Genomic DNA, 22,241 nt, shown 5'->3' with positions numbered 1-22,241 from the left:
GATACGAAAAATCCCGCGCCACAAGGCGCGGGATTTTTGGAAGATATCACTCTAATGGTCTGAAAAGCTTAGAAAAAGCCTTTTCGCTGCCACCAGCCGGCGCGCTTCGGCTTTTCCTCGGTCTTGGCATCGTCGCTGACAGTCGACGACACGACAGGGACAACCGGCGCGTCATTCGGCTGCGGCTTGCGCCGTGTCGGGTGCGCGCTGGCGACAGGCTCCGCCTCCGGCGCGGCTGCTGCTGGCTTAGGCTCGGCAACCGCAGGCGCGACCGCGGCTTCCGCGACGGGCTCGGAGACCGTCTCGGCGACTGTTTCCTCAGCAACCTTTTTCGCCCTCGATCGACGCGGCTTCTTCGGCTTCTCGGCCACCGCGGCATCGTCATTGGCTGCCGTGGGAACGACAGGTTCGTCGGGCGCGGCTGCCGTCACCGGCTCGCTGGCGGCGACGCTGTCTGGCGCGGTTTCAACCTCGCGGTCGCCAACAATTTCGTCGGCACCGGCCTCTGAAGCCTCATCCTCGCGGCGACTACGCTTGCCGCCGCGCTTACCGCGCCGCCGCTTCTTGCCGGCGCCGTCGTCGTCGACGGCCGCCACGGCCTCGCCGCCGGCGGTCACGTCCTGAGCGGCCTCGTCCGTCGCTTCGTCGTCGGCAGCGCCGGCTTCCGCCGCCGTCGAAGCGGGTGCGCCATCACCGTGCTCGCGGTCGCGATCCCTGCCGCCGCGGCGCCGCCGGCGCTTGCGGCGCTTGCGGCTGTCGCCGTCCTCTGACCGCTGCTGATGCTGGCCCTGCGGCTGCGGCTGACGCGGCTGCTCGGCCTGAACCGCAACCTCGTCTTCGTCTTCCTCGATAACGATTTCGTCCTCGGGCTCTTCCGGCTCGACATAGGCCGGCAGGCTGCGCACCTCGACGAAACCTTCCGGCTTCTCGGCGATGGCGCCGCGGAAGATCGCGTAATGCTGGGTGCCCAGCGTCTCGTCGGCTTCGATGGTGATCGTCAGGCCGAAGCGGGCCTCGAGCTCGAGCAGCGTGGAGCGCTTGTGGTTGAGCACATAGAGCGCCGTCACGGACGGTGTGCGCACGGTGATGTGGCTGCGCAGATCCTTGAGCAGGAATTCCTCGATCGCCCGCACCACCATCAGCGCCACCGACGAATCGGACCGCACATGGCCGGTGCCGCCGCAATGCGGGCAGGGCTTCATGGTCGATTCCAGCACGCTGGCGCGGATGCGCTGGCGTGACATCTCCATCAGGCCGAAATGCGAGATGCGGCCGACCTGGATGCGCGCGCGGTCGTTCTTGAGGTGATCCTTCAGCCGCTTCTCGACAGAGCGGTTGTTGCGGTTCTCCTCCATGTCGATGAAGTCGATGACGATGAGGCCGGCAAGGTCGCGCAGCCTCAGCTGGCGCGCCACTTCCTCGGCCGCTTCCAGATTGGTGTGGAGCGCCGTCTCCTCGATCGAATGCTCCTTGGTGGAGCGGCCGGAGTTGACGTCGATGGCGACCAGCGCCTCGGTCTGGTTGATGATGATGTAGCCGCCGCTCTTCAGCGTCACCTGCGGCTGCAGCATGCGGTCGAGCTGCGCCTCGATGCCGTTGCGCACGAAGATCGGCGTCGTGTCGCGGAACGGCTGAACCACCTTGGCGTGGCTCGGCATCAGCATGCGCATGAAGTCCTTGGCCTCTCGGTAGCCGTCTTCGCCGGAAACCAGGATCTCGTCGATATCCTTGTTGTAGAGGTCGCGCACCGAACGCTTGATCAGGCTGCCTTCCTCATAGACCAGGGCAGGGGCGGTAGACTGGAGCGTCAGATTGCGCACGTTCTCCCACAACCGCATCAGATATTCATAGTCGCGCTTGATTTCGGCCTTGGTGCGGCTTTCGCCGGCGGTGCGCAGGATGACGCCCATGCCCTGCGGCACTTCGAGATCGGCAACCACCTCCTTGAGGCGCTTGCGGTCGACTGCATTGGTGATCTTGCGCGAGATGCCGCCACCGCGCGCGGTGTTGGGCATCAACACCGAATAGCGGCCGGCAAGCGACAGATAAGTCGTGAGCGCGGCGCCCTTGTTGCCGCGCTCTTCCTTGACCACCTGCACCAGCAGGATCTGCCGGCGCTTGATGACTTCCTGGATCTTGTACTGGCGGCGGACCGGCTTGCGGCGGTTGCGGATCTCTTCCAGCGCGTCCTCGGCGCCGACGGATTCGACCTCGTGCTCGTCCTGATGCGCGGACGAGACCTCTTCCAGCATGCCGCGATCGTTCTCGCCGGTAGCGGCTTCGTCGCTGGTCGGCGCATCTCCGGACGCTTCGGCCTGCTGCACCGTCTCGGAAATCACATCGGCTTCGACGCTTGCGGCAATCGAGGTGGGGCCGCCTTCGGAGGCCTTGTCATCGTCGTCATGAGCAGCCTCGTTGCCGGTCTCGCCATCGGACTGAGCCGTGGCGTCACCAGCAGGCTCCGAAGCGGCGTCGACGTCAAAGGCTTCTATTTCGGCATCTTCAGACGCAGCGTCCGCCGCTTCGCTGGCCGCAGCCGTCTCAGCCGGGCCATCGTTGGCCGCGGCAGCGGATACTTCATCATGCTTATGGTCCCCGCGGTCGCGGCTCTTGCTGCCGCGCCGCCGGTTGCGCCGGCCGCCGCGATCGCGCGCCTGGTGCTCCTCGCCGTTCTCGGCGTCCTCGTCGTCTTCGTCCTCGGCCTCCTGCGCTTCGGCGCGCAGCAGGGCCTGACGGTCGGCGACCGGGATCTGGTAGTAGTCGGGATGAATTTCGCTGAAGGCGAGAAAACCGTGACGGTTGCCGCCATATTCGACAAAGGCTGCCTGGAGGGAAGGTTCGACGCGCGTTACGCGGGCGAGGTAGATGTTTCCTTTGAGCTGCTTCTTGTCCTGGGATTCAAAGTCGAATTCTTCGATGCGGTTACCGCGAACGACAACGACCCGTGTTTCCTCCTGGTGGGAGGCGTCTATCAGCATTTTGTTGGGCATTATTTTGTTTCCTGCCGGCAGCAGACGGCGGCAGCTGGCGTGGCAAGGCCCGCCGCTGTGCGCCTGAAAATGTGTGCATGCCGGATAATTGAATGTCCGCCGGCCGCTGACTCAGCGCAATGGCGGTTCCGCCCGCAGCCATTATGGCGCGGTTTGATGCGGACCTTTCCATGATTGCGCTTGAAGCCATCGGCACCCAGCAGAACCTTTTGAACCAAAGCCCGGACTTAGCCGGACCAGCTTGTTTGCTCACACAGAGCCGGCACGGGACTCCCGGCCGTTTCCCTCACGCAAGCGATTCCCCCGCCACGAGGGCACGCCTGCGAAAATCGTCGCGATCACTTGGGCCTGGAAGCGGAAGAAGCCGCCTTGCTTTGACCTTTGGCAGGAACTGCTGCGGCAAGCGGTCCAGGATTGCAGTGATCCAACGTCGCTTTTATGATTTGACGGGTTGGAAGGCAACCCTGATTTCGGATGCCGGCAAAAAGCGCTTCCGCAACGGAAGGCCGCATTCCAATTCTCGGCACGAAAGGCTTGGTTAACCTTCTATGAATACCAATCGTTAAGCGAGTTGGCGGCCCGAGAGGCGCTTTATAAAAGACCCGGCGCATGAGGCGCCAAACCGGAGCAACTGGAAGAGAGATGGGACCGGCAGGCAGCGCAGACAAGGGGCAGACCGCCGCCGCCTATTTGCGGCATCTGGTTCGGGCCCTTGTTTTGCTGGCGGCGCTGCTTGGTTCCGCGGCTCTATCCCGGGCTGACGCGCCGCTTGGCGCGACCGGCTACAAGATGGCGGGCGACGCCACCAAGATGCGCATCGTCCTGAATTTCGACCGCGAACCGGACATCAAATGGTTCCTGCTGCGCGGCCCCAATCGTCTTGTCGTCGACTTGCCGCGCACGCGATTCGCCCTCGACGCGAACGAAGTGAAGCCACGCGGACTGGTGCGAGCCGTCCGCTACGGCGATCAAGGCGAGGGTTCGCGGCTGATCCTCACCGGCAAGGGACCATTCGCCGTCGACAAGCTGGATGTGCTCAAGAATGAGGACGGCAACGGCTACCGCATCGCCATCGACATGTCGGCGGCTTCCGAGCGCGAGTTCGACGAAGCCCTGGCCAACCAGTCGCTGACCACCGGTTCGACCGTTTCCACCGACAAGGGGGAGCGGGTCGGCACCGGACCGGTCTCCGCGCCCGGCCACCGCTTCACCGTCGTCATCGATCCAGGCCATGGCGGCGTCGACGGCGGCGCCGAAAGCTCTGGGGGCACGGTCGAGAAAAATGTGACGCTGGCCTTCGCCACCGAACTCCGCGACAAGCTGGCCGCTGTCGGTAAGTACGATGTGTTCATGACGCGCGACACGGACGAGTATCTGACCCTCGACGACCGCGTCCGCATCGCCCGCCAGCACGAGGCCGATCTGCTGATTTCGATCCATGCCGATACGATCGCCGTCAAAGGCCTTCGCGGTGCGACCGTCTACACGCTATCGGACAAGGCCTCCGATCCGGAAGCGCAGGCGCTCGCCGATCGCGAAAACCTGTCCGACCAGTTCGCCGGCATGAAGATCAAGAACGACGACAAGGAAGTCACCGACATCCTGATCGACCTGATCCGGCGCGAAACCCACAATTTCTCGATGAGCTTCGCCCATACGCTCGTCGGCCAATTGTCGACCAATGTCGGCCTCATCAACAATCCGCAGCGTTCGGCCGGCTTCAGGGTGCTCAAGGCGCCCGACGTACCGTCGGTCCTGGTCGAGCTCGGCTATCTTTCAAACGCCAAGGACGAGGCGCAGCTGCTCAACGCCGACTGGCGTGGCAAGGCTGCCCAGAGCATCACCAATGCCGTCGCCCTGTTCGCCTCAGCGAAGGTGGGCACGGCAACTGGTGGCTGACGCAAGCGTCGCAACCGCAAGCACAACCACAAGCGGCGTTGCACGACGACAACACCCGGCGTTATTATTCGACGGACAGAGTCACGAAACTGAGCGCTGCCGTATTTTGTCCACATGCCCGCGACAATGGTCTTCCATTGCGGATTGGGACCGCTCCGGGAAGCTTGCGCGACGGTCGGCTTCGTTTAGGAAAATCCCGAACCTCGGACTGGAGCGGGCATGATTCGTCTTATCGGCTATTTCTTCGGCATCGGCACGACGCTGGCGCTGCTGGTAGCTGCCGGCGTGGCCATTTATATCAGCCATGTGGCGAAGGACCTGCCGGACTATGAGGTTCTGGCCAAATATGAGCCGCCGGTGACGACCCGTATCCACGCCTCGGACGGTTCGCTGATGGCCGAATATGCGCGCGAACGGCGCCTCTATTTGCCGATCCAGGCGATCCCCGACCGCGTCAAGGCCGCATTTCTTTCCGCCGAGGATAAGAACTTCTATAGCCACCCTGGCGTTGACATAACGGGCTTGGGCAGAGCCATGCTGACCTATGTTTCGGGCGGACCGATGCAGGGCGGCTCGACGATCACCCAACAGGTCGCAAAGAACTTTCTTCTCACCAACGAGCGCTCCCTCGAACGCAAAGCCAAGGAAGCGATCCTTTCGTTCCGCATAGAACAGGCCTATTCCAAGGATCGTATCCTTGAACTCTACCTCAACGAAATCTTCTTCGGCTTCAATGCCTACGGTGTCGCGGGTGCGGCGCTCACTTATTTCGACAAATCGGTGAATGAACTCACCGTGGCCCAGGCCGCCTATCTTGCGTCGCTGCCTAAAGGTCCGGCCAATTACAACCCCTTCAAGCACGCTGATCGCGCGATCGAGCGGCGCAACTGGGTCATCGGCCAGATGGTCGAGAACGGCTATGTGACCGCTGAAGAAGGCGCCAAGGCGAAGGCCGAACCGCTCGGCGTCGTCCCACGCCGTACAGGCTCCTACCTTTTCGCGGGTGAGTATTTCACCGAGGAGGTTCGCCGCCAGATCATCGCCCGCTATGGTGAGAATGCGCTCCTGGAGGGCGGGCTTTCCATTCGCACCACGCTTGACCCGAAGATCCAGCTGATCGCGCGCAAGTCGCTGCAGAACGGCCTGCTCAAATACGACATGCTGCGCGGCTATCGCGGGCCGATCACCCACATCGACGTTTCCGGCGACTGGGGCGTGCCGCTGGGTGCTGTTAAAGGCCTCGAGGACGTACCGGAGTGGACGGTTGCCGTCGTGCTCGACAGCTCGGCATCGGGCCTGACCATCGGCCTCCAGCCAACGCGCCAGATTTCCGGAGATATCGTCAAGGAGCGCGTCGAGGGCACCGTCAGCAAGGACGATATGGGCTTCGCCATGCGCCATTTCGTCAACGGCAAGTCCGTCAGGGCGAAGTCGCCGGCGGAGGTGCTGGAGCCCGGCGACGTCGTCTTCGTGCAAAAGAATGAAGGCTCCGACAACACCTACGCGCTGCGCCAGGTGCCGGAGGTCGAAGGCGGTCTCGTCGCCATGGATCCGCATACCGGCCGCGTGCTGGCCATGGTCGGCGGCTTCTCCTACGCGCAGTCGGAGTTCAACCGCGCCACCCAGGCGATGCGCCAGCCGGGCTCTTCGTTCAAGCCGATCGTCTATTCGGCGGCGCTCGACAACGGCTATACGCCGGCCTCGGTGATCATGGATGGCCCGATCACCATCCAGAGCGGCAACACGACCTGGACGCCGAAGAACTATGACGGCACGGTGGCCGGCCCGGCCACGCTGCGCTCCGGCATCGAAAAGTCGCGCAACCTGATGACAGTGCGGCTCGCCAACGACATGGGCATGAAGCTTGTCGTGGAGTATGCCGAGCGCTTCGGCGTCTACGATCACCTGGCGCCTTATCTGCCGATGGCGCTGGGCTCGGGCGAGACGACGGTCATGCGCATGGTTTCGGCCTATTCGATCATGGCCAATGGCGGCAAGTCGATCAAACCCTCGCTGATCGACCGCATCCAGGACCGCTACGGCAAGACCGTATTCAAGCAGGATGAGCGCGGCTGCGACGGTTGCAATGCCGCCGAATGGAAGAACCAGCCGGAACCGGAGCTGGTCGACAATTCCGAGCAGGTGCTCGACCCGATGACGGCCTACCAGATTACCTCGATGATGGAAGGCGTGGTGCAGCGCGGCACCGGCGCCACCATCGGCGAGCTTGGCCGCCACATCGCCGGCAAGACCGGCACGACCAACGACGAAAAGGACGCCTGGTTCATCGGCTTCACGCCAAACCTCGTCGTCGGCCTCTATATGGGCTACGACACGCCGCGCGGCCTTGGCCATGGTGCCACGGGTGGTGGTCTCGCGGCGCCGATCTTCAAGGATTTCATGCGCGTCGCGCTCGACGGCAAGCCGAACACCGACTTCCAGGTTCCGGACGGCATGAAGTTGATCGCCATCAACCGCAAAACCGGCATGCGCGCCGCCGAAGGCGATCCCAACACCATCATCGAAGCCTTCAAGCCCGGCACCGGCCCGGCGGACAGCTACTGGGTCATCGGCATGGGCGCCGACGGTTCCAACGGTTCGGGCGGCGCGCTGTCGCCGCAAGCCAACCAGGCAATCCAGGACGGCGGCGGTGGCCTCTACTGACGCATAGCTATTTCGCGAAATGGGCCGGCAGGAAGTGCTGGCCCATTTCGCTTTACAGGTGGCGATGCCGTGCCTATGTATCGCGCCAACTCCGAAAAGAATGAAAAGAACAGGACAGAACGAACAGCCATGCGCGCGGAAACGCTGAACATTGTCGATGAGATCAGGCAGGCGATAACCCTGCTGAGGAGGCATCTTTGACTGGGATCAGGCCATCAAGCGGCTTGAATACCTGAACGTACGCGCGGAGGATGCCAGCCTCTGGAACGATCCGATCGAAGCGCAGAAGCTGATGCGCGAGCGCCAGGAACTCGAGGACGGCATCGCCGCCGTCAAGGGAATGACCCAGGCGCTGGAAGACAATATCGGCCTGATCGAACTTGGCGAGGAAGAGGGCGACAACGGCGTTATCGCGGAGGCGGAAGCAGCGCTGCGCTCGATGCAGGGCGAGGCCAAGGCGCGCCAGGTCGAGACGCTGCTGTCGGGCGAGGCGGACGCCAACGACACCTATCTCGAAGTTCATGCCGGCGCTGGCGGCACCGAGAGCCAGGACTGGGCCTCGATGCTCTTGCGCATGTATACGCGCTGGGCCGAACGCCGCCGCTTCAAGGTCGAGGTGCTGGAAGTCCATGATGGGGAAGAAGCCGGCATCAAATCCGCCACGCTGCTCATCAAGGGCCACAATGCCTATGGCTGGCTGAAGACGGAATCGGGCGTCCACCGCCTGGTGCGCATTTCGCCCTATGACAGCAATGCGCGTCGCCATACGTCCTTCTCCAGCATCTGGGTCTATCCAGTCGTCGATGACAGGATCGAGATCGATGTTTCGGAATCGGATGTGCGCATCGACACCTATCGCTCGTCCGGTTCAGGCGGCCAGCACGTCAACACCACCGATTCGGCTGTGCGCATCACCCATATCGCAACGGGCATCGCGGTCGCCTGCCAGGCCGAGCGCTCGCAGCACAAGAACAAGGCCAAGGCCTGGGAAATGCTGCGTTCGCGTCTCTACGAGGAAGAGCTGAAGAAACGCGAAGCGGTCGCCAACGCCACCGAGGCGTCCAAGAGCGATATCGGCTGGGGCCACCAGATCCGCTCCTACGTGTTGCAACCCTATCAGTTGGTGAAGGACCTGCGCACCGGCGTCGAAAGCACCAACCCGTCCAGCGTGCTTGATGGCGACCTCGACGAGTTCATGGAAGCTTCGCTGTCGCATCGCATCGAAGGCGGCGCGGGCGAGGCCGTGGCGGACCTCGACTAACGTAACCTTCATATCCGGTGTTGAGGAGCAGAGCCGATGACGAGCAAACTGACAGGCAAATGCTTCTGCGGCGCCGTCAGCTACGAAGTGGCCGACGCGTTCGTCTATGCCGCGAACTGCCATTGCTCGAACTGCCGGCGCACCACAGGCTCCGCCTTCAAGCCGTTCGCCGGCATAGAGCGCGACAAGTTCCGGCTGACTGCCGGCGACGACCGGTTGCTGCTCTATGGTGACGAGAGTGGCCACGACGCGCATTGCGGGCGGTGCGGTTCGCTCGTCTATTCATTGGTGCGTGAGGGTGCCTACGTCCATATCGCCATGGGGACGTTGACGGACGATCCAAGCATTCGCCCGACTGCACATATCTTCGTCGGTTCCAAGGCGCCATGGTTCACGATTACAGACGATCTGCCGCAATATCGTGAACATGTCGACGGCTGACGGCCGGAACCTCGGTCAACGGAACTTCGTTCTTAGGCACCCTGGTCGCAGGCCTATCGTTGATTCGCAACGAGCAAGTCTGCGCATCTTTTTCGTGGCCGAAGCTTAAGCCCCGGCGCGCCGCGATGGCGCGCCCACTTCTTGCGCCGGCCAAGGAATCAGCTCAGCATTCGGGCTGTGGGATAAAAGCATTTACGGCCGGACGCGGCATCACTGCGACTGACGAGCCGGCCACTGGGAAGATGCGTTCCGGGAACGGGCAAGCGAAAACGCTTGATGCTCGAAAGGAACGTTTCGATGTCTGCTGCCAAATCAAGATCGGCCCAAGCCGTTCGACCGGCTGGCCGACTTTTGTTTTCCCTGTTTGCAGTCGAGATGATCGCCGCGCTGACGGCGACGGCTACTGCGCATGAGGCGCAACCCACGGCGGCCATGCCGCAAGGCTGGAAATATCCCTTTGCCTGCTGCGCCAACTACGATTGCAAGGAGGTGCCGCAGTCGTCGATCAGCGAGCGGCCGGAAGGCTATGTCATAAAAGGCACGGGCGAAGTTGTGGCCTATGCCGACAAGCGGATCAAGAACTCGCCCGACGGCGAGTACCATTGGTGCGCGCATCAGGCAGGGCTTGACGCGGGCAAGACCATCTGCCTGTTCGTGCCGCCGCCTTCCTACTAGGCTTCGCGTCCCGAACACGAAGCGCGAGAGAACATCGAGCACGGCAGGATATCTGCCGAAGCTGCTGGTAGACAGTTGTCAGGTTCGCTTTCTTATGTTGCCCTGCCACCGGCGGGAATTCCGGCTTGGCGGCGCGCAACGGAGAGGTGATTCTGATGACGATCAAGGCAAGCTGCCACTGCAAGGCGACGACGTTCGAGGTTTTGGAAGCGCCACAGACAGTGACGCAATGCACATGCTCGTTCTGCTCGAAACGCGGAGCGCTCTGGGCCTATTACGTGCCGTCGCAATTCAAGCTCACCAGCCCGCCTGAAAGCGTCTCCTTCTATCGCTGGGGCTCGAAAACCATCAAGCATGGCTTCTGCGGCGTTTGCGGCTGCGGCACCTTCACCGAAACGCCTGACTGGTCGAGCGGCGAGCCCGATTTCGACAACCCGAAGATCAGCGTCAACTCCCGTCTGTTCGACGATTTCGATCTCGACAAGGTCGAGGTGGTGGTTATCGACGGCAAGAATCTCTGGTAGACGAAAGGTTCGCGACAGAACGATTGCCGGTGAAGCGTTTTCGGCCGCTTTGCTGTTCCGTTTTTTGCCGCATTTTATGCTACAAGGCGTCCGGAAGGGCTGATTTGGCGCGGCCGCAACGGTCGCGAATTGAGAGGGATCATTTCATGAAGAAGACTGTGCTCGTCGCCGTGGCGACGGCTTTGCTGGTGAGCGCTTGCACCACCACCGATCCATATACCGGCGACCAGAAGATTTCCAACACGGCGGCCGGCGCCGGCCTCGGCGCCCTTGCTGGCGCCAGTCTTGGTCTGCTTGCCGGCGGCAATGACCGCCGCAATGCCCTGATCGGCGCTGGCATCGGCGCACTTGCCGGTGGCGCGATCGGCGCGACGATGGATCAGAACGAGGCGGAACTGCGCCGCCAGTTGCAGGGCACTGGCGTCAGCGTCACCCGCAGCGGCGATCAGATCATCCTCAACATGCCGTCGGACATCACCTTCAATGTCGACCAGGACGCGGTGAAGCCAGGCTTCTATCCGGTGCTGAATTCGGTTGCGTTGGTCTTGAAGAAGTTCCGCCAGACCACAGTCGACGTTTTCGGCCACACCGATCTCGACCGGCGGCGACCAGCACAATTTCGATCTGTCGCAGCGCCGCGCGCTGGCGGTTGCCAATTATCTGTCCGGTCAGGGCGTCGATCAGCGCCGCTTCGCCGTCACCGGCTTCGGCAAGACGCGACCGATCGCCTCCACGCCACGGCCGCCGGCCGCGAGCAGAACCGGCGCGTCGAAATCCAGCTGTCGCCGCTCACCTGATCCGTTCGGCAATAGAACGCAAAACGGTCCCGTAAGGGGCCGTTTTTGTTTGAGCGGATGGCGCAGCTTCGATCTTCAGGCGAAAATTAGCTAATTCTAAATTGCCGCTTCCCCGTGCGTATCGAAAGGACTAGCATTGACGCTGTTCCAGAGGGGATGAGGCGGTACAACTGGCCGCGCAATCAGCATCTACCCGCCTCGGTCTTGCACGGCCAGACGAAAATATCTGGGAGGAATGCATGACAAGAACAGCTCGCCTTGGGCGTTGCGGCGTCCTCGTTTTGGCCGGCGTTTTCGCCACGTTGTCCGGCGTTGCGACCGCGCAGGCCGAAGAAGCCAACAAGGCCGATATTGAAGCCTTGAAGAAATCGTTGGCTAAATATGAAGACTACACGGCCGCCGTCCGCGACCTCTATCTGTCGACCGTCGGCTGCGTCCACTATAGCGGGGAGAAGTTAGACGGCGCGATGTACTATCCGAAGGGCGCCATGGGCATCCATTTCGTCAACGTCCCGAGTATCGGAAAGCCGCTCGACCCAATGAAACCAAACGTCCTGATCTACGAGCCGACCAAGAAAGGCTTGAAGCTGGTCGGCGTGGAGTGGCTGATGCCGTTGACGCCGGACACTAAGGCGGCTCCAACCCTGTTCGGCCAGAAATTCATGGGGCCGATGGAGGGACACTACCCGCTCATCCCGAGGGAGTTCGTCCACTACGATCTTCACGCCTGGCTTTTCAGGGACAACCCCAACGGCATGTTCAGCCCGACCAATCCGAACGTGAAATGCAGCAAGGCCGAATTTCCGATGCTGGAAAAACCGACCAAGATGATGCCTGGCCCGATGTAAGGCAAAACCGCTGGATCCTGCGACGAAGCAGCAACGAAAAAACGGCCCGTAGGGGGCCGTTTCATATCAGCACTGCGTCGAAGCTTAGACCTTGGCGACGATGCGCATGAAGGCCGGCACGTCGTCGCCGAAGCCGACGGTGCCGTCGTCCTCTTCACGGCGATGGCGGACAGGGCGGTTGTGATCGCGCGGCGCGCGGGCTTCGCCGCGCTGCTCGTTGCGATTGCCCGAATCGTTGCGATTGCTCGAATCGTTTCGATTGCCTGAGCCCTTGCGGTCGTTCTCGGAGCGGATTGCATCCTTGCGGGCGCGGCGCTCGGCAATGTCGGCCACTTCGGCCTCAGCCACCACAGGCTCCTGCACCGGCTCCGGCGCGGCATCCTCGCTCTTCCTGGACCGGCGCTCGCCGCCCTTCTTGCGCTCGCCGCGTTCCGGGCGATCCTCATCCTTGCGGCCGGCGCGGCGCGGCGCACCACGGCCACGGCGCGGAGCATCCTCGCCTTCGCTTTCGGTGACGGTCGACAGGTCGCCGTCATGCCACTCGATCTTGGTGCCGATCAGCCTTTCGATGGCATCGACATATTTCGTGTCCGAACGGGTGGCGATGGTGAACGACTTGCCGGAGCGGCCGGCACGGCCGGTGCGGCCGATGCGGTGGACATAGTCCTCGGCATGGATCGGAACGTCGTAGTTGAAGACGTGGCTGACGTCGGGAATGTCGAGACCGCGCGCGGCGACATCCGAGGCGACGAGATAGCGCAGCTTGCCGTCGCGGAAATTGGCCAGCATCTGCATGCGCGCGCGCTGATCCATGTCGCCATGCAGCGCACCGGCGTCGAAATCATACTTCAAGAGCGAGCGGAACAGTTCCGAGACTTCGATCTTGCGGTTGCAGAAGATGATGGCGTTCTTCAATTCCGCGTCTTCGGCCTTGATCAGGTTGCGCAGCGTCTCGCGCTTGTCCCACGGCTTTGAGCCCGACTTGACCAGCCGCTGGATGATGTTGGTCGCCGCGGAAGCGGCCTTCGAGACCTCGACGCGCACCGGCGCGTGCAGGAATTTCTCGGTCAGCTTGGTGATCTCCGGCGGCATAGTCGCCGAGAAGAACAGCGTCTGGCGCGTGAACGGGATCATCTCGCAGATGCGCTCGATGTCGGGGATGAAGCCCATGTCGAGCATACGGTCGGCCTCGTCGATGACGAGGATCTCAACGCCGTTGAGGAGCAGCTTGCCGCGTTCACGATGGTCGAGCAGGCGGCCAGGCGTTGCGATCAGCACATCGGCGCCGCGCTCCAGCTTCTTGTCCTGCTCGTCAAAGGAGACGCCGCCGATGAGCAACGCGATATTGAGCTTGTGGTTCTTGCCGTATTTGATGAAGTTTTCCTCGACCTGCGCGGCGAGTTCGCGCGTCGGCTCGAGGATCAAAGTGCGCGGCATGCGGGCGCGGGCACGTCCCTTTTCCAGTCGCGTCAGCATCGGCAACACGAAGGAAGCGGTTTTGCCGGTGCCGGTCTGGGCGATGCCCAGCACGTCCTTGCCGAGCAGCGCATGCGGGATGGCGCCGGCCTGGATCGGGGTGGGTTGCGTGTAACCGGCGTCGGTGACTGCGGAAAGGACCTTCGGCGATAGGCCGAGGTCTGAAAAGGTCAACGCTTCTTGAGCGGTCGTGGTGTCTGAGGACAAGTGTTTGATGTCTTTGGCTGGTTCGGGAAATCGCAACGCGTGTTGCGGCAGGCGCCGCGCGCCTGCAAAGTCGAGGTTGCAGTTAGGCGCAAGCCCGCGATTTGTCAACACAAACGGGCGGGATTCCGCCGATTGTGAAGACGTAACCTTAATCGCGATGCTTAACCGCAACGATAACTTTGCGCCGGCTCAATAGCGGAACTGCTCGGCAAGAATGCGCTCGTTCCAGGAATGATTGGGATCAAACAGCAATGTCGCCGTCGTCGTCGGCGACTCCCGCACCGTGACCGAGGCAATCGCCTTGACCTCGGTATGGTCGGCGGCCGCGTTCACCGGGCGCTTTTCCGCTTCCAATATGTCGAAGCGCACGATCGCCTTGTTGGAGAGCAGTGCGCCGCGCCAGCGGCGGGGCCGGAACGGGCTGACCGGTGTGAGCGCCAGAAGCGGCGCGTCGAGCGGCAGGATCGGACCATGTGCTGACAGATTGTAGGCGGTGGAGCCTGCCGGCGTGGCGATCATGACGCCGTCGCAATTGAGCTCCTCCAGCCGCACCTGGCCGTCTACCGTGATGCGGATCTTCGCCGTTTGGTAGGATTGGCGCCAGAGCGCAACCTCGTTGATCGCCGGCGCTGAAATGGTCTCGCCGTCATGCGTTACCGCGGTCATTTCAAGCGGACGGATGGTCTCGGCGACGGCAGTGGCGATGCGCTCCTCCAGGCCGCCGGCGCGATATTCGTTCATCAGGAAGCCGATGGTGCCACGGTTCATGCCGTAGACCTTTTTGCCCGAGCCCATCGTTTCGCGAAGCGTCTGCAAAAGGAAACCGTCGCCGCCGAGCGCGATGATGATCTCGGCCTCCTCGACGGGCGCCTGCCCGTAGCGCGCCGACAGCGTTTCCAGCGCCGCGCGGGCGTCATCAGTGTCGGAAGAGACGAAGGCGAAACGGCTGGCGGCTTTGCTCATGGCTCCCGGAGGGCGACCGCTTGCAAGGCCGCGCCGGCGACGGCGTAGCATGCGTCGGCTCTATCTGTGAAGGGCAGGGCGCTCGGCCCGTCGCTGGGGCTCCGGGTGATCGCGCTTCGTGACAGCAGCATCACGAATGTGATGGCCACAATGGTTAAGGTGATCCTTAAACACTCGTAAAGACGCAAGGATCATGTTAGCCCGCAATGGATGGGTTGGCGGGGGCTGACCAGTCGAGAGACCTGATCTGTTGCCGGTAACGCGTTTGATCATAGTCTTCCTGATGATGGGAAGCTTCGCCATTATGTTCGCGGAACTCGTCCGCCATGCCGAAGAAATGAGCCAACGGCCTCATTCAACGGCTTCCCAATGCGGCGATGCCACTGGCGCGCCTTGCCCTCAGAGAGCGCTTTAGCCTTTTTAGGATGACATTCACCGGATAAGCGGTGTGAACGGCGTGCGATTTTGGCCATCGGGTCCTTCAGGAAAACCGGCTTCGCATCGACACCGTTTCCAAGCACCCTTTGAAATACGGCACAAAGACCGTCTCGAATGCCTTGAATGCCGCGCCGATTGCCTGATGCATGTCGAGATAGCGGTATGTCCCAAGCCGGCCGCCGAAATGGGTGTTGTCCGCGTCATGTTGGGCACGCGCCTGGTAGCGGGCGTAGACCTTTTGGTCGCCGCGCGTGTCGATGGGATAGTAAGGCTCGTCGACGCGCCGGGCAAAACGCGAGAACTCGCGACCGATCACAGTCCTGTCGCGGCTCAGCTCGCGCTCCGGGTTGATATGCCTGAACTCGACAATGCGCGTGTAGGGCACGGCTTCATCGGCGTAATTCATCACAGCGGTGCCTTGGTAGTCCGGCACATTCAAGTGTTCGAGCTCGACGTCGATGGTTCGCCCCGTTACTTCTTCAAATGGCAGCCCGGCTTCCGCTTCTGCGCGAGATATTCGTCGATGAGCTGGCGGTAGCGCACCTTGCCGAAGCTCGGGAAATGACCGCCATGCACGACCGCGACGTCGAGATCGCGCATCTTGAGCAATGTCTCGGCATAATCGTCGAGGTTTGAGTGATAGACATCGTCGATCAGCGGCCCGTCATAGATGATGTCGCCTGACAGCAGAATGCCGGTCTTCTTCTCGTAAAGCGCGATGCCGCCGGGCGAGTGCCCCGGCGTGTGGATGACTTCGAAGGCACGGTCGCCGAGATCGATGACGTCCGCGTGTTCAAGCAGCCGGTCGGCCGGCGCGGGCAGGATGCGGTAGCGCGCCGTGTCCCAGCCTTGCGGCTGGCGATCGAACATCTCTTCATTGGCGTAGCGATCGGCGACGGTCCATTCGTTGCGCGGGTCGGCGAGGATTGTCGCTTCGGCGGCATGCACGCAGCGGTGCGGGAATTCATGGTGGCAGCCGATATGGTCGAAATGCGTGTGGCTGGCGACGCAGGTGAGATTGCGCTCGCTCACCAGCGGCACGTGGCTTTTCAGGCTGAAATGGCCAAGGCCGGTGTCGAACAACAGATCACGGTCGCGGCCGCGCACGTGCCACATGTTGCAGCGGAAGAACGGCTTTATCCACGGTTCGTGGATGAGCGTGATGTCGTCGCTCATGCGGATGGTTTCGTACCAGTCCGCAGCGTCGATAACCGCAAGTGTGCTCATCGATCAGTCCGCCAGCAGGATGATGTCGTCAGCGTTGCACGAAACAGCTGTTATGTCGCCCGGCTGCAGAGAGGCCGAAGCCGGCGCCTTGGCGATGAACTGCAAGGCTGGATCGGATGTCGAGCATGCCAGAATGCGCTTGAAGCTTCCCTGGAAGACGACATCGCCGACCGTGGCATTGCCCAGCGCAACGTCGCCTTGCGCCTCGCCGAGCACAAGATGTTCGGGCCGGACTGCAAGCGAGATTTTTGCGCCGACCGGCGAGGCGCCGGACAACGAGACCGATCCGAGTGCGGTTGAAATCGTCAGACGCCCGCCTTGCGAGGCTTCGACCCTGCCGGCGACGATCGTGCTTTCGCCCATGAAGGTGGCGGAAAAACGCGTCGCCGGCCGGGCGTAGACGCGTTCGGGCGAGCCTTGATCCTCGATGCGGCCGTCATTCATCACCACGCAATCGTCGGCCAGCGCCATCGCTTCCTCCTGGTCGTGGGTGACATGGATGAAGGCGGTGCCGACGCGCTTCTGGATCGCCTTCAACTCATCCTGCATCTGCCGGCGCAGCTTGAGATCGAGCGCGCCAAGCGGCTCGTCGAGCAGAAGCACCGCCGGCTCGATGACCAGGGCGCGGGCCAGCGCCACGCGCTGCCGCTGGCCGCCGGAAAGCTGATGCGGCTTCTTGTCGAAGGCGGCGGCCAGCCCGACCAGCGCCAGCGCCTCGCGCGCCTTGGCCGCGCGCGTCGCGCCATCGACGCCCTGCATGCGCAGCCCGAAGCCGACATTGCCGCCGACGCTCATATGCGGAAACAACGCATAGTCCTGGAACACCGTCGTCGTCGGCCGCTTGGCCGGCGGCACAGTTGTGCAGTCCTCGCCGCGGATGAACACCGCGCCTTCGCTGGGCATCACGAAGCCGCCGAGGATGGAAAGCAGCGTCGTCTTGCCCGAGCCGGAGGGCCCGAGCAGGATCGTGTAGCTGCCGGGCTCGATCGTCAGCGAGACGTTCTTCAGCACCGGATGCTGGCCGAAGCGATGCGAGATATTGCGGATGTCGACCAGGGGCGCGCTCATGCCGTCTTTCTCCGCAGCAGCGTCAGTTCGAAAAACACCACCAGCACGATGGAGACGGCAAAGACCAGTGAACCGACGGCGTTGGTCTTGGGATTGAGGCCGGAGCGCAGCAGGTTCCAGATCTCCACGGGAAGCGTCGTCTCGAAGCGGGTGAGCAGGAACGAAATGACGAACTCGTCCCAGGAAAAGGTCATCGACAGGAAAAAGCCGGCGAAGATCGCCGGCGCCATGGCCGGCACGGTGATCATCGACAGCACTTTCCATTCCGGCGCGCCGAGGTCGCGCGCGGCGCGCTCGATGTTGATCTGGTGGTCGCCCATCTGGCTGTAGATGATGGCGAAGCAGAGCGGCAAATTGATCACGACATGGCCGATGCCGGCGGCGAGCAGCGATTTCGGCACGCCGGCCCAGTTGAACAGCACCAGGAGCCCCATGCCAATGATCAGGTAGCTGACGGTGAGCGGCAGCGTGATCAGTCCGCGTAAGATGGCCGAGCCCGGCAGCGCGAAGCGCGCGAAACCCCATGCCGACAGGAATCCCAGCGTGACGGAAGCGAGCGAGGACAGCACCGCCACCAGCAGCGAGTTGACCAGCGCCGAGGTCAGCCGCGCGTCGGACAGCACCGCCTGGTACCAACGCAGCGACGGGCCGGTGAAGGGCGGGATCGGAAAGGATGTCGCCTGCAGTGAAAACAGCACCAGCACGATGACAGGCAGGAAGATGAAACCGTAGACGGCGATCGCGTAAAGCCAGGCGGCGGTGCGGACAACGGTGCGCATCGTCAGGCCCGCTCGATCTTCAGCCAGCGCGCGCAGGCGAGATAGGCGATGGTGACGACGGCCATCAGGATGATCGACAGCGCCGAGGCGAGCGGAAAATCGCCGCGCCGGCCGATCTGCATCATGACCAGCTGCGGCATCACCAGTTCGTTGTTGCCGCCGAGGATCTGCGGCGTGATGTAGTCGCCGATGCACAGCACGAAGGTGAGGAAGGCGCCGACCATGATGCCGGGCAAGGTCAGCGGCAGCACGACATGCAGGAAGGTGCGCACCGGTCCGGCGCCGAGGTCGGCGGCCGCCTTGCGGTAGCTCGGGCTTAGCTGCTTGAGGTTGGCAAAGATCGTCAGCGTCAAGAGCATGACGAAGAAATGCACGAAGCCGATGACGGTGGCGAAACGCGTGTTGGCGAGCTGCAGCGGTTCGCCGATCAGGCCGATGCCGGTCAGCGCGCGGTTGATGACGCCGTTCTGCGCCAGCACCAGCAGCCAGGAATAGGAGCGCACGACATAGGACGTCCAGAACGGCAGCACGGCCAGCATCAGCGCCAGCCGCTGCCAGCGTTCCGGCACCATTTCGGCGAGGATCCAGGCGAAGGGATAAGCGAGCAGGATCGAGATGACGGTGACGGTTCCCGTCACCTCGAGCGAGTTCACCATCGCCCGCCAGTAGGACGGGTCGGTGAAGAACTGGCTGTAATTGGCAAGCGTGAAGGCGCCGCCTTCATGCGCCGTGAGGCTCGAAAACCCCATGGCGATGAAAGGCAGCACGAAGAACGCAAACGTCCACGCCAGCGCCGGCGTGACCAGCGCCCAGGGCAGGGCACGCGTGTTGTCTCCCGCAACGCTCATGGGTCGATCTACTGCGCCTGCAGCATTTCGGTCCACATATCCTGCATCTTCTTGTCGAGATCGGCGCTCGGCGCCGGATAGGCCTGGGCGCGGGCGAGGAAGCCCGGCTGTTCGTCGAAGCGCAGGACCTTCTTCTGCTCGTCGCTCAAGGTCGCTTTCTTGTTCGACGGCATGCCCCAGTAACAGGAGGACGTTGCAAGCCGCGCCTGACCCTCTGGGCTCATAATGTACTGGATGAATTTCAGTGCCATGTCCTTGTTCTTGGAATCCTTGAACATGGCGAGCGACTGCGACCACAGCACCGCGCCCTCTTTCGGGATCGAGAAGTCGAGCGCCGGGTTTTCCTTGGCGAGGCCAGCCGTCACCCATTCGCCGCCGCCGACCAGGATGTCGACCTCGCCGGTGGCCAAGGCGGTCTGGCTGGCGGTGACTTCGCCGACCAGCTTGGCGTTGGCCTTCATCTTGAGAAGCTCGGCCTTGAGCGCGGGCAGATCGGCCTCGGTGAGGTCCGCGGTCTTTTTGCCGATGGCCAGAGCTGCCATGCCGATGACCGGCAGATAGTAATCGTAGATCGCGACCTTGCCCTTGTATTTGTCGCTGGTCAGCGAAGCCAGCGACTGCATGTCGGCCGGATCGACCTTGGTCTTGTTGAAGCCGATGGTGTTGTAGCCGAATTTTTCGGTGATGCCGTAGCGCTTGCCGTCGACGATGGTCGACTTGTCCATCTTCACTTCCGCGAAAAGGTCGGCGAAAGGCAATTTGTCCTCGGGCAGCGGTTCGAACAGGCCTTTCTCGACACCGCGCGGCACATCGATGGAATCGATCACCATCACGTCCCAGTCGCCCGGCTGCGACTGTTCGACGATGGCAAGACCGGCGCCGGTGCCCTCGAATTCCTTGACGTTGACCTTGACCTTGTTGGCGTCCTCGAAGGGCTGCAGCAGCGCCGGATCGGCATGATCGCACCAGATCAGCGCGTTGAGATCGGCGGCCTGGGCGCCGCCGGCCGCAAGCAGCAATGCTGCAGCCGCGCATGCGGTTTTCAGATGAGACTTCAGCGTGAAAAGCGGATTGCGAGTGTTGATGGCCATCGAGTGTTCTCCCTGCCTTGCTGGCTTGTTGGAAGAAAAGTTGAACCAATTCTAAAATTGAGTCAATTATGATTTTGTGGCAAAGAGGCCGATATGAGTGGATTGCGCGAACGGCAGAAGGCGGACCGTCACCGCCGTATCATCGATGCGGCGACGGAGCTTTTCCGGGGGGCCGGCTATGAGGGCGCCAAGATCGAGGCGATAGCCGCCAAAGCCGAAGTGTCGATCGGCACCATCTACAATTACTACCAGAACAAGGGCGACATCCTCGGCGCCATCGTCTCGCTGGAGGTCAACGAGGTGTTGAACGCCGGGCGAGGGGTCGTCGCCAACCCGCCGGCCAATGTCGGCGACGCGCTGGACACGCTGATCGGCATCTATATCGAGCATTCGCTGAACTATCTGAGCAAAGAGATGTGGCGCCAGGCGATGGCGATCTCGACGCAACTGCCCGACAGCCCGTTCGGCCAGGCCTATGCAGCACTCGACCGCGACCTGACCGAGCAAATAAGCGCGCTGATCGCCCGCCTGCAGGAGATCGGCCTGGTGCGGCCGGACATAGACGGACCGGCGGTGGGCGAACTGATCTTCAACAACATGAACATGATGTTCATCGAGTTCGTGAAGCGAGATGCAGCGAGGATGCCGGAGCTAAGGGCGGCGATACGACGGCAGAATAGGATTCTGGTGACGGCGATTGGGGTTTGAGAATCCCAAGGGCAGGGATCGAAACGGCCGCCGACATGAGGTCGTCTACCGCAAAACCCTGCCTGCCTCGGCAATGATCTTGGGATTCGAACCGATTGCGATCGTGTAACTGAATTGCGCTGCGCCTTTCGCTTGCTTGTGTCTCGGCAAGCTGCGGACAATCCAATCATAGGTGCCAGACACCATGCAGCGGTCATTGGCGCAGGTAACGACAATCGTGTTATCGCGAACGCTGTAGCCTCGTTCAGGCCAGCGCTGAAAATAGTTTCTCTTATCCGCAATGATCGAATTCAGATCTGTGAGCTTGCCGTAATAATCGACGACACCAGCGTAAGATGATTGAACCTGGGCAATCGCCAGATTGGCATTATCGCCATGGTGTTCAATCAGCCCTTTCACGAAATCCACAGCAGCGCTTTCCAATTGCTGCCGATTTCCACTGCCCTCGGTTACGGTCTCGGGGTTCGCTGCCGCAGGTGCGTAGGATGCATTTTCCGGCAGCTGGCTCTGGGCGACATTGGTCACGCGTAAGTCGGCCATTTCGCTGGAAGAAAGATATCTCATGTCGGAGCGGTCATAGCTCAAGGCGACAGCCATCAGCTTTGGATCCACGCCCATCTCAATCATGTAGGACATGATCTCTGCAGTGGCGGCCTGAACATTTGCCACGGCATCGTCAGCAGACATCCCATTCTCGGGACCAAAAGACGAACGATGCACGCCAACAGATCCCGGGTCCGCGTATCGGCGAACGCCGCCCATGAATGCCAATGAACAGGCCGAAACACACTGTAGCTGTCGAACTTGAAGCGTATCCAACCCGGCTGCCCGGATCATGCGGCCGAGCTGCATGGCGCTTCCGACACTCCCACCTGGGGAATCGAAGACGATTACCCTTGCACCACTGCTCAAAACTGCATTGCTAAAGTCAACGAGTGGCTCGTTGACTCCGAATTCGCCTGACACGACGAGAAATGGCTGTTCTCCGGGTGACGAAACTGGCCTGTATTCCAAAGCTTTGGCTGGAAATGATGCGGCGACAATAACCGACAAAACGGCCAAGAACTTGGAAGATTCACGCACTGCGTTACACCCCGAAAACACCCGCCCCAAGTAAGAACCTGTTAACCGGTTATTTCAAGGGCTAAGAGCTACTCTGTTCGAAAAATGCCGATGATCGACAAGAGCGCTTCGGGTGGCCCGCCATCCGAAGCTCGAAGAGCGAAGGGTGGTGCCCCCGGCAGGAATCGAACCCGCGACCTTCGGTTTACAAAACCGCTGCTCTACCAGCTGAGCTACAAGGGCATGGCGCTCCGGTTAGCATATTTGTTGCGCCA

At 61.9% G+C, this 22,241-nt stretch carries 18 protein-coding genes, 1 tRNA gene and 1 pseudogene; 9 read left to right on the top strand and 11 right to left on the bottom strand.

Annotated features, from left to right (window positions below):
- Positions 1 to 68: 68 nt before the first annotated feature.
- Positions 69 to 2,990, bottom strand: coding sequence for an Rne/Rng family ribonuclease (locus tag ACVDG8_RS01385; protein WP_455707493.1), 2,922 nt, complete (start codon positions 2,988 to 2,990; stop codon positions 69 to 71).
- A 642-nt stretch (positions 2,991 to 3,632) separates the two neighbouring features.
- Between ACVDG8_RS01385 and ACVDG8_RS01380 the strand changes: the two genes are divergently transcribed.
- The 8 genes and pseudogenes from ACVDG8_RS01380 to ACVDG8_RS01345 all read left to right on the top strand — a co-directional run bounded on the left by ACVDG8_RS01380 (position 3,633) and on the right by ACVDG8_RS01345 (position 12,099).
- Positions 3,633 to 4,889 carry an N-acetylmuramoyl-L-alanine amidase gene (locus ACVDG8_RS01380; RefSeq protein WP_455707492.1) on the top strand — a complete coding sequence of 419 codons (1,257 nt, stop codon included), beginning with the start codon at positions 3,633 to 3,635 and terminating at the stop codon, positions 4,887 to 4,889.
- Between the two features lie 219 nt (positions 4,890 to 5,108).
- Positions 5,109 to 7,553, top strand: coding sequence for a penicillin-binding protein 1A (locus ACVDG8_RS01375; protein WP_447253074.1), 2,445 nt, complete (start codon positions 5,109 to 5,111; stop codon positions 7,551 to 7,553).
- A 129-nt stretch (positions 7,554 to 7,682) separates the two neighbouring features.
- A protein-coding gene (prfB, locus tag ACVDG8_RS01370; protein ID WP_371012141.1) for a peptide chain release factor 2 occupies positions 7,683 to 8,814 on the top strand; the annotation gives its coding sequence in 2 pieces (ribosomal slippage) (positions 7,683 to 7,748 and positions 7,750 to 8,814; 1,131 coding nt in all).
- Positions 8,815 to 8,850: 36 nt separating this feature from the next.
- Positions 8,851 to 9,255, top strand: coding sequence for a GFA family protein (locus tag ACVDG8_RS01365; protein ID WP_447253073.1), 405 nt, complete (start codon positions 8,851 to 8,853; stop codon positions 9,253 to 9,255).
- Between the two features lie 297 nt (positions 9,256 to 9,552).
- The gene (locus ACVDG8_RS01360) at positions 9,553 to 9,930 is read left to right on the top strand and encodes a hypothetical protein (RefSeq protein ID WP_447253072.1); all 378 of its coding nucleotides are present in this window, start codon (positions 9,553 to 9,555) and stop codon (positions 9,928 to 9,930) included.
- A 155-nt stretch (positions 9,931 to 10,085) separates the two neighbouring features.
- The gene (locus ACVDG8_RS01355; RefSeq protein WP_447253071.1) at positions 10,086 to 10,454 is read left to right on the top strand and encodes a GFA family protein; all 369 of its coding nucleotides are present in this window, start codon (positions 10,086 to 10,088) and stop codon (positions 10,452 to 10,454) included.
- A gap of 146 nt (positions 10,455 to 10,600) precedes the next feature.
- A pseudogene (locus tag ACVDG8_RS01350) lies at positions 10,601 to 11,251 on the top strand (OmpA family protein).
- A gap of 239 nt (positions 11,252 to 11,490) precedes the next feature.
- Entirely contained in the window at positions 11,491 to 12,099 is a 609-nt protein-coding gene (locus tag ACVDG8_RS01345) for a hypothetical protein (protein ID WP_447253070.1), read from the top strand.
- 84 nt (positions 12,100 to 12,183) lie between these two features.
- Here the strand turns inward: ACVDG8_RS01345 and ACVDG8_RS01340 are convergent, their stop codons facing one another.
- From ACVDG8_RS01340 to ACVDG8_RS01305, 8 genes are all read right to left on the bottom strand, one after another.
- Positions 12,184 to 13,782, bottom strand: a complete 1,599-nt coding sequence (locus tag ACVDG8_RS01340; protein ID WP_447253069.1) for a DEAD/DEAH box helicase — start codon at positions 13,780 to 13,782, stop codon at positions 12,184 to 12,186.
- 189 nt (positions 13,783 to 13,971) lie between these two features.
- Positions 13,972 to 14,745 (bottom strand): NAD kinase, encoded by a 774-nt coding sequence (locus ACVDG8_RS01335; RefSeq protein ID WP_447253068.1) that lies wholly within the window; start codon positions 14,743 to 14,745, stop codon positions 13,972 to 13,974.
- Positions 14,746 to 15,226: 481 nt separating this feature from the next.
- Complete coding sequence (locus ACVDG8_RS01330; RefSeq protein ID WP_447253067.1) at positions 15,227 to 15,616, bottom strand: UDP-galactopyranose mutase; 390 nt, start codon at positions 15,614 to 15,616, stop codon at positions 15,227 to 15,229.
- Positions 15,617 to 15,654: 38 nt separating this feature from the next.
- Positions 15,655 to 16,410 carry an MBL fold metallo-hydrolase gene (locus ACVDG8_RS01325; protein ID WP_447253066.1) on the bottom strand — a complete coding sequence of 252 codons (756 nt, stop codon included), beginning with the start codon at positions 16,408 to 16,410 and terminating at the stop codon, positions 15,655 to 15,657.
- 3 nt (positions 16,411 to 16,413) lie between these two features.
- A complete protein-coding gene (locus ACVDG8_RS01320) occupies positions 16,414 to 17,478 on the bottom strand; it encodes an ABC transporter ATP-binding protein (protein ID WP_447253065.1) in 1,065 nt (354 codons plus the stop codon).
- Positions 17,475 to 18,257 carry an ABC transporter permease gene (locus ACVDG8_RS01315; protein WP_447253064.1) on the bottom strand — a complete coding sequence of 261 codons (783 nt, stop codon included), beginning with the start codon at positions 18,255 to 18,257 and terminating at the stop codon, positions 17,475 to 17,477. Before ACVDG8_RS01315 ends, ACVDG8_RS01320 begins: the two co-directional genes overlap by 4 nt.
- Before the next feature lie 2 nt (positions 18,258 to 18,259).
- A complete protein-coding gene (locus tag ACVDG8_RS01310; protein WP_447253063.1) occupies positions 18,260 to 19,105 on the bottom strand; it encodes an ABC transporter permease in 846 nt (281 codons plus the stop codon).
- 8 nt (positions 19,106 to 19,113) lie between these two features.
- On the bottom strand, positions 19,114 to 20,196 hold the full coding sequence (locus ACVDG8_RS01305) for a polyamine ABC transporter substrate-binding protein (protein WP_447253062.1): 1,083 nt from the start codon (positions 20,194 to 20,196) through the stop codon (positions 19,114 to 19,116).
- A gap of 93 nt (positions 20,197 to 20,289) precedes the next feature.
- Between ACVDG8_RS01305 and ACVDG8_RS01300 the strand changes: the two genes are divergently transcribed.
- Positions 20,290 to 20,904 (top strand): TetR/AcrR family transcriptional regulator, encoded by a 615-nt coding sequence (locus ACVDG8_RS01300; protein WP_447253061.1) that lies wholly within the window; start codon positions 20,290 to 20,292, stop codon positions 20,902 to 20,904.
- Between the two features lie 45 nt (positions 20,905 to 20,949).
- On the opposite strand, the gene ACVDG8_RS01295 is transcribed toward ACVDG8_RS01300, so the two are convergent.
- Positions 20,950 to 21,987, bottom strand: coding sequence for a hypothetical protein (locus ACVDG8_RS01295; protein ID WP_447253060.1), 1,038 nt, complete (start codon positions 21,985 to 21,987; stop codon positions 20,950 to 20,952).
- 146 nt (positions 21,988 to 22,133) lie between these two features.
- Positions 22,134 to 22,209, bottom strand: a tRNA-Thr gene (locus tag ACVDG8_RS01290).
- Positions 22,210 to 22,241: the final 32 nt, after the last annotated feature.

This window comes from Mesorhizobium sp. ORM8.1 (assembly GCF_053005525.2).
This window is presented reverse-complemented; position numbering and strand designations above follow the sequence as displayed.

What these genes read in the sequence shown, in the direction of transcription:
- ACVDG8_RS01300 (WP_447253061.1), top strand. Translation starts at nt 20,290, where the DNA reads ATGAGTGGATTGCGCGAACGGCAGAAGGCGGACCGTCACCGCCGTATC.
- ACVDG8_RS01375 (WP_447253074.1), top strand. Translation starts at nt 5,109, where the DNA reads ATGATTCGTCTTATCGGCTATTTCTTCGGCATCGGCACGACGCTGGCG.
- ACVDG8_RS01310 (WP_447253063.1), bottom strand. Translation starts at nt 19,105, where the DNA reads ATGAGCGTTGCGGGAGACAACACGCGTGCCCTGCCCTGGGCGCTGGTC.
- ACVDG8_RS01380 (WP_455707492.1), top strand. Translation starts at nt 3,633, where the DNA reads ATGGGACCGGCAGGCAGCGCAGACAAGGGGCAGACCGCCGCCGCCTAT.
- ACVDG8_RS01325 (WP_447253066.1), bottom strand. Translation starts at nt 16,410, where the DNA reads ATGAGCACACTTGCGGTTATCGACGCTGCGGACTGGTACGAAACCATC.
- ACVDG8_RS01305 (WP_447253062.1), bottom strand. Translation starts at nt 20,196, where the DNA reads ATGGCCATCAACACTCGCAATCCGCTTTTCACGCTGAAGTCTCATCTG.
- ACVDG8_RS01315 (WP_447253064.1), bottom strand. Translation starts at nt 18,257, where the DNA reads ATGCGCACCGTTGTCCGCACCGCCGCCTGGCTTTACGCGATCGCCGTC.
- ACVDG8_RS01320 (WP_447253065.1), bottom strand. Translation starts at nt 17,478, where the DNA reads ATGAGCGCGCCCCTGGTCGACATCCGCAATATCTCGCATCGCTTCGGC.
- ACVDG8_RS01355 (WP_447253071.1), top strand. Translation starts at nt 10,086, where the DNA reads ATGACGATCAAGGCAAGCTGCCACTGCAAGGCGACGACGTTCGAGGTT.
- ACVDG8_RS01345 (WP_447253070.1), top strand. Translation starts at nt 11,491, where the DNA reads ATGACAAGAACAGCTCGCCTTGGGCGTTGCGGCGTCCTCGTTTTGGCC.
- ACVDG8_RS01385 (WP_455707493.1), bottom strand. Translation starts at nt 2,990, where the DNA reads ATGCCCAACAAAATGCTGATAGACGCCTCCCACCAGGAGGAAACACGG.
- ACVDG8_RS01360 (WP_447253072.1), top strand. Translation starts at nt 9,553, where the DNA reads ATGTCTGCTGCCAAATCAAGATCGGCCCAAGCCGTTCGACCGGCTGGC.
- ACVDG8_RS01335 (WP_447253068.1), bottom strand. Translation starts at nt 14,745, where the DNA reads ATGAGCAAAGCCGCCAGCCGTTTCGCCTTCGTCTCTTCCGACACTGAT.
- ACVDG8_RS01365 (WP_447253073.1), top strand. Translation starts at nt 8,851, where the DNA reads ATGACGAGCAAACTGACAGGCAAATGCTTCTGCGGCGCCGTCAGCTAC.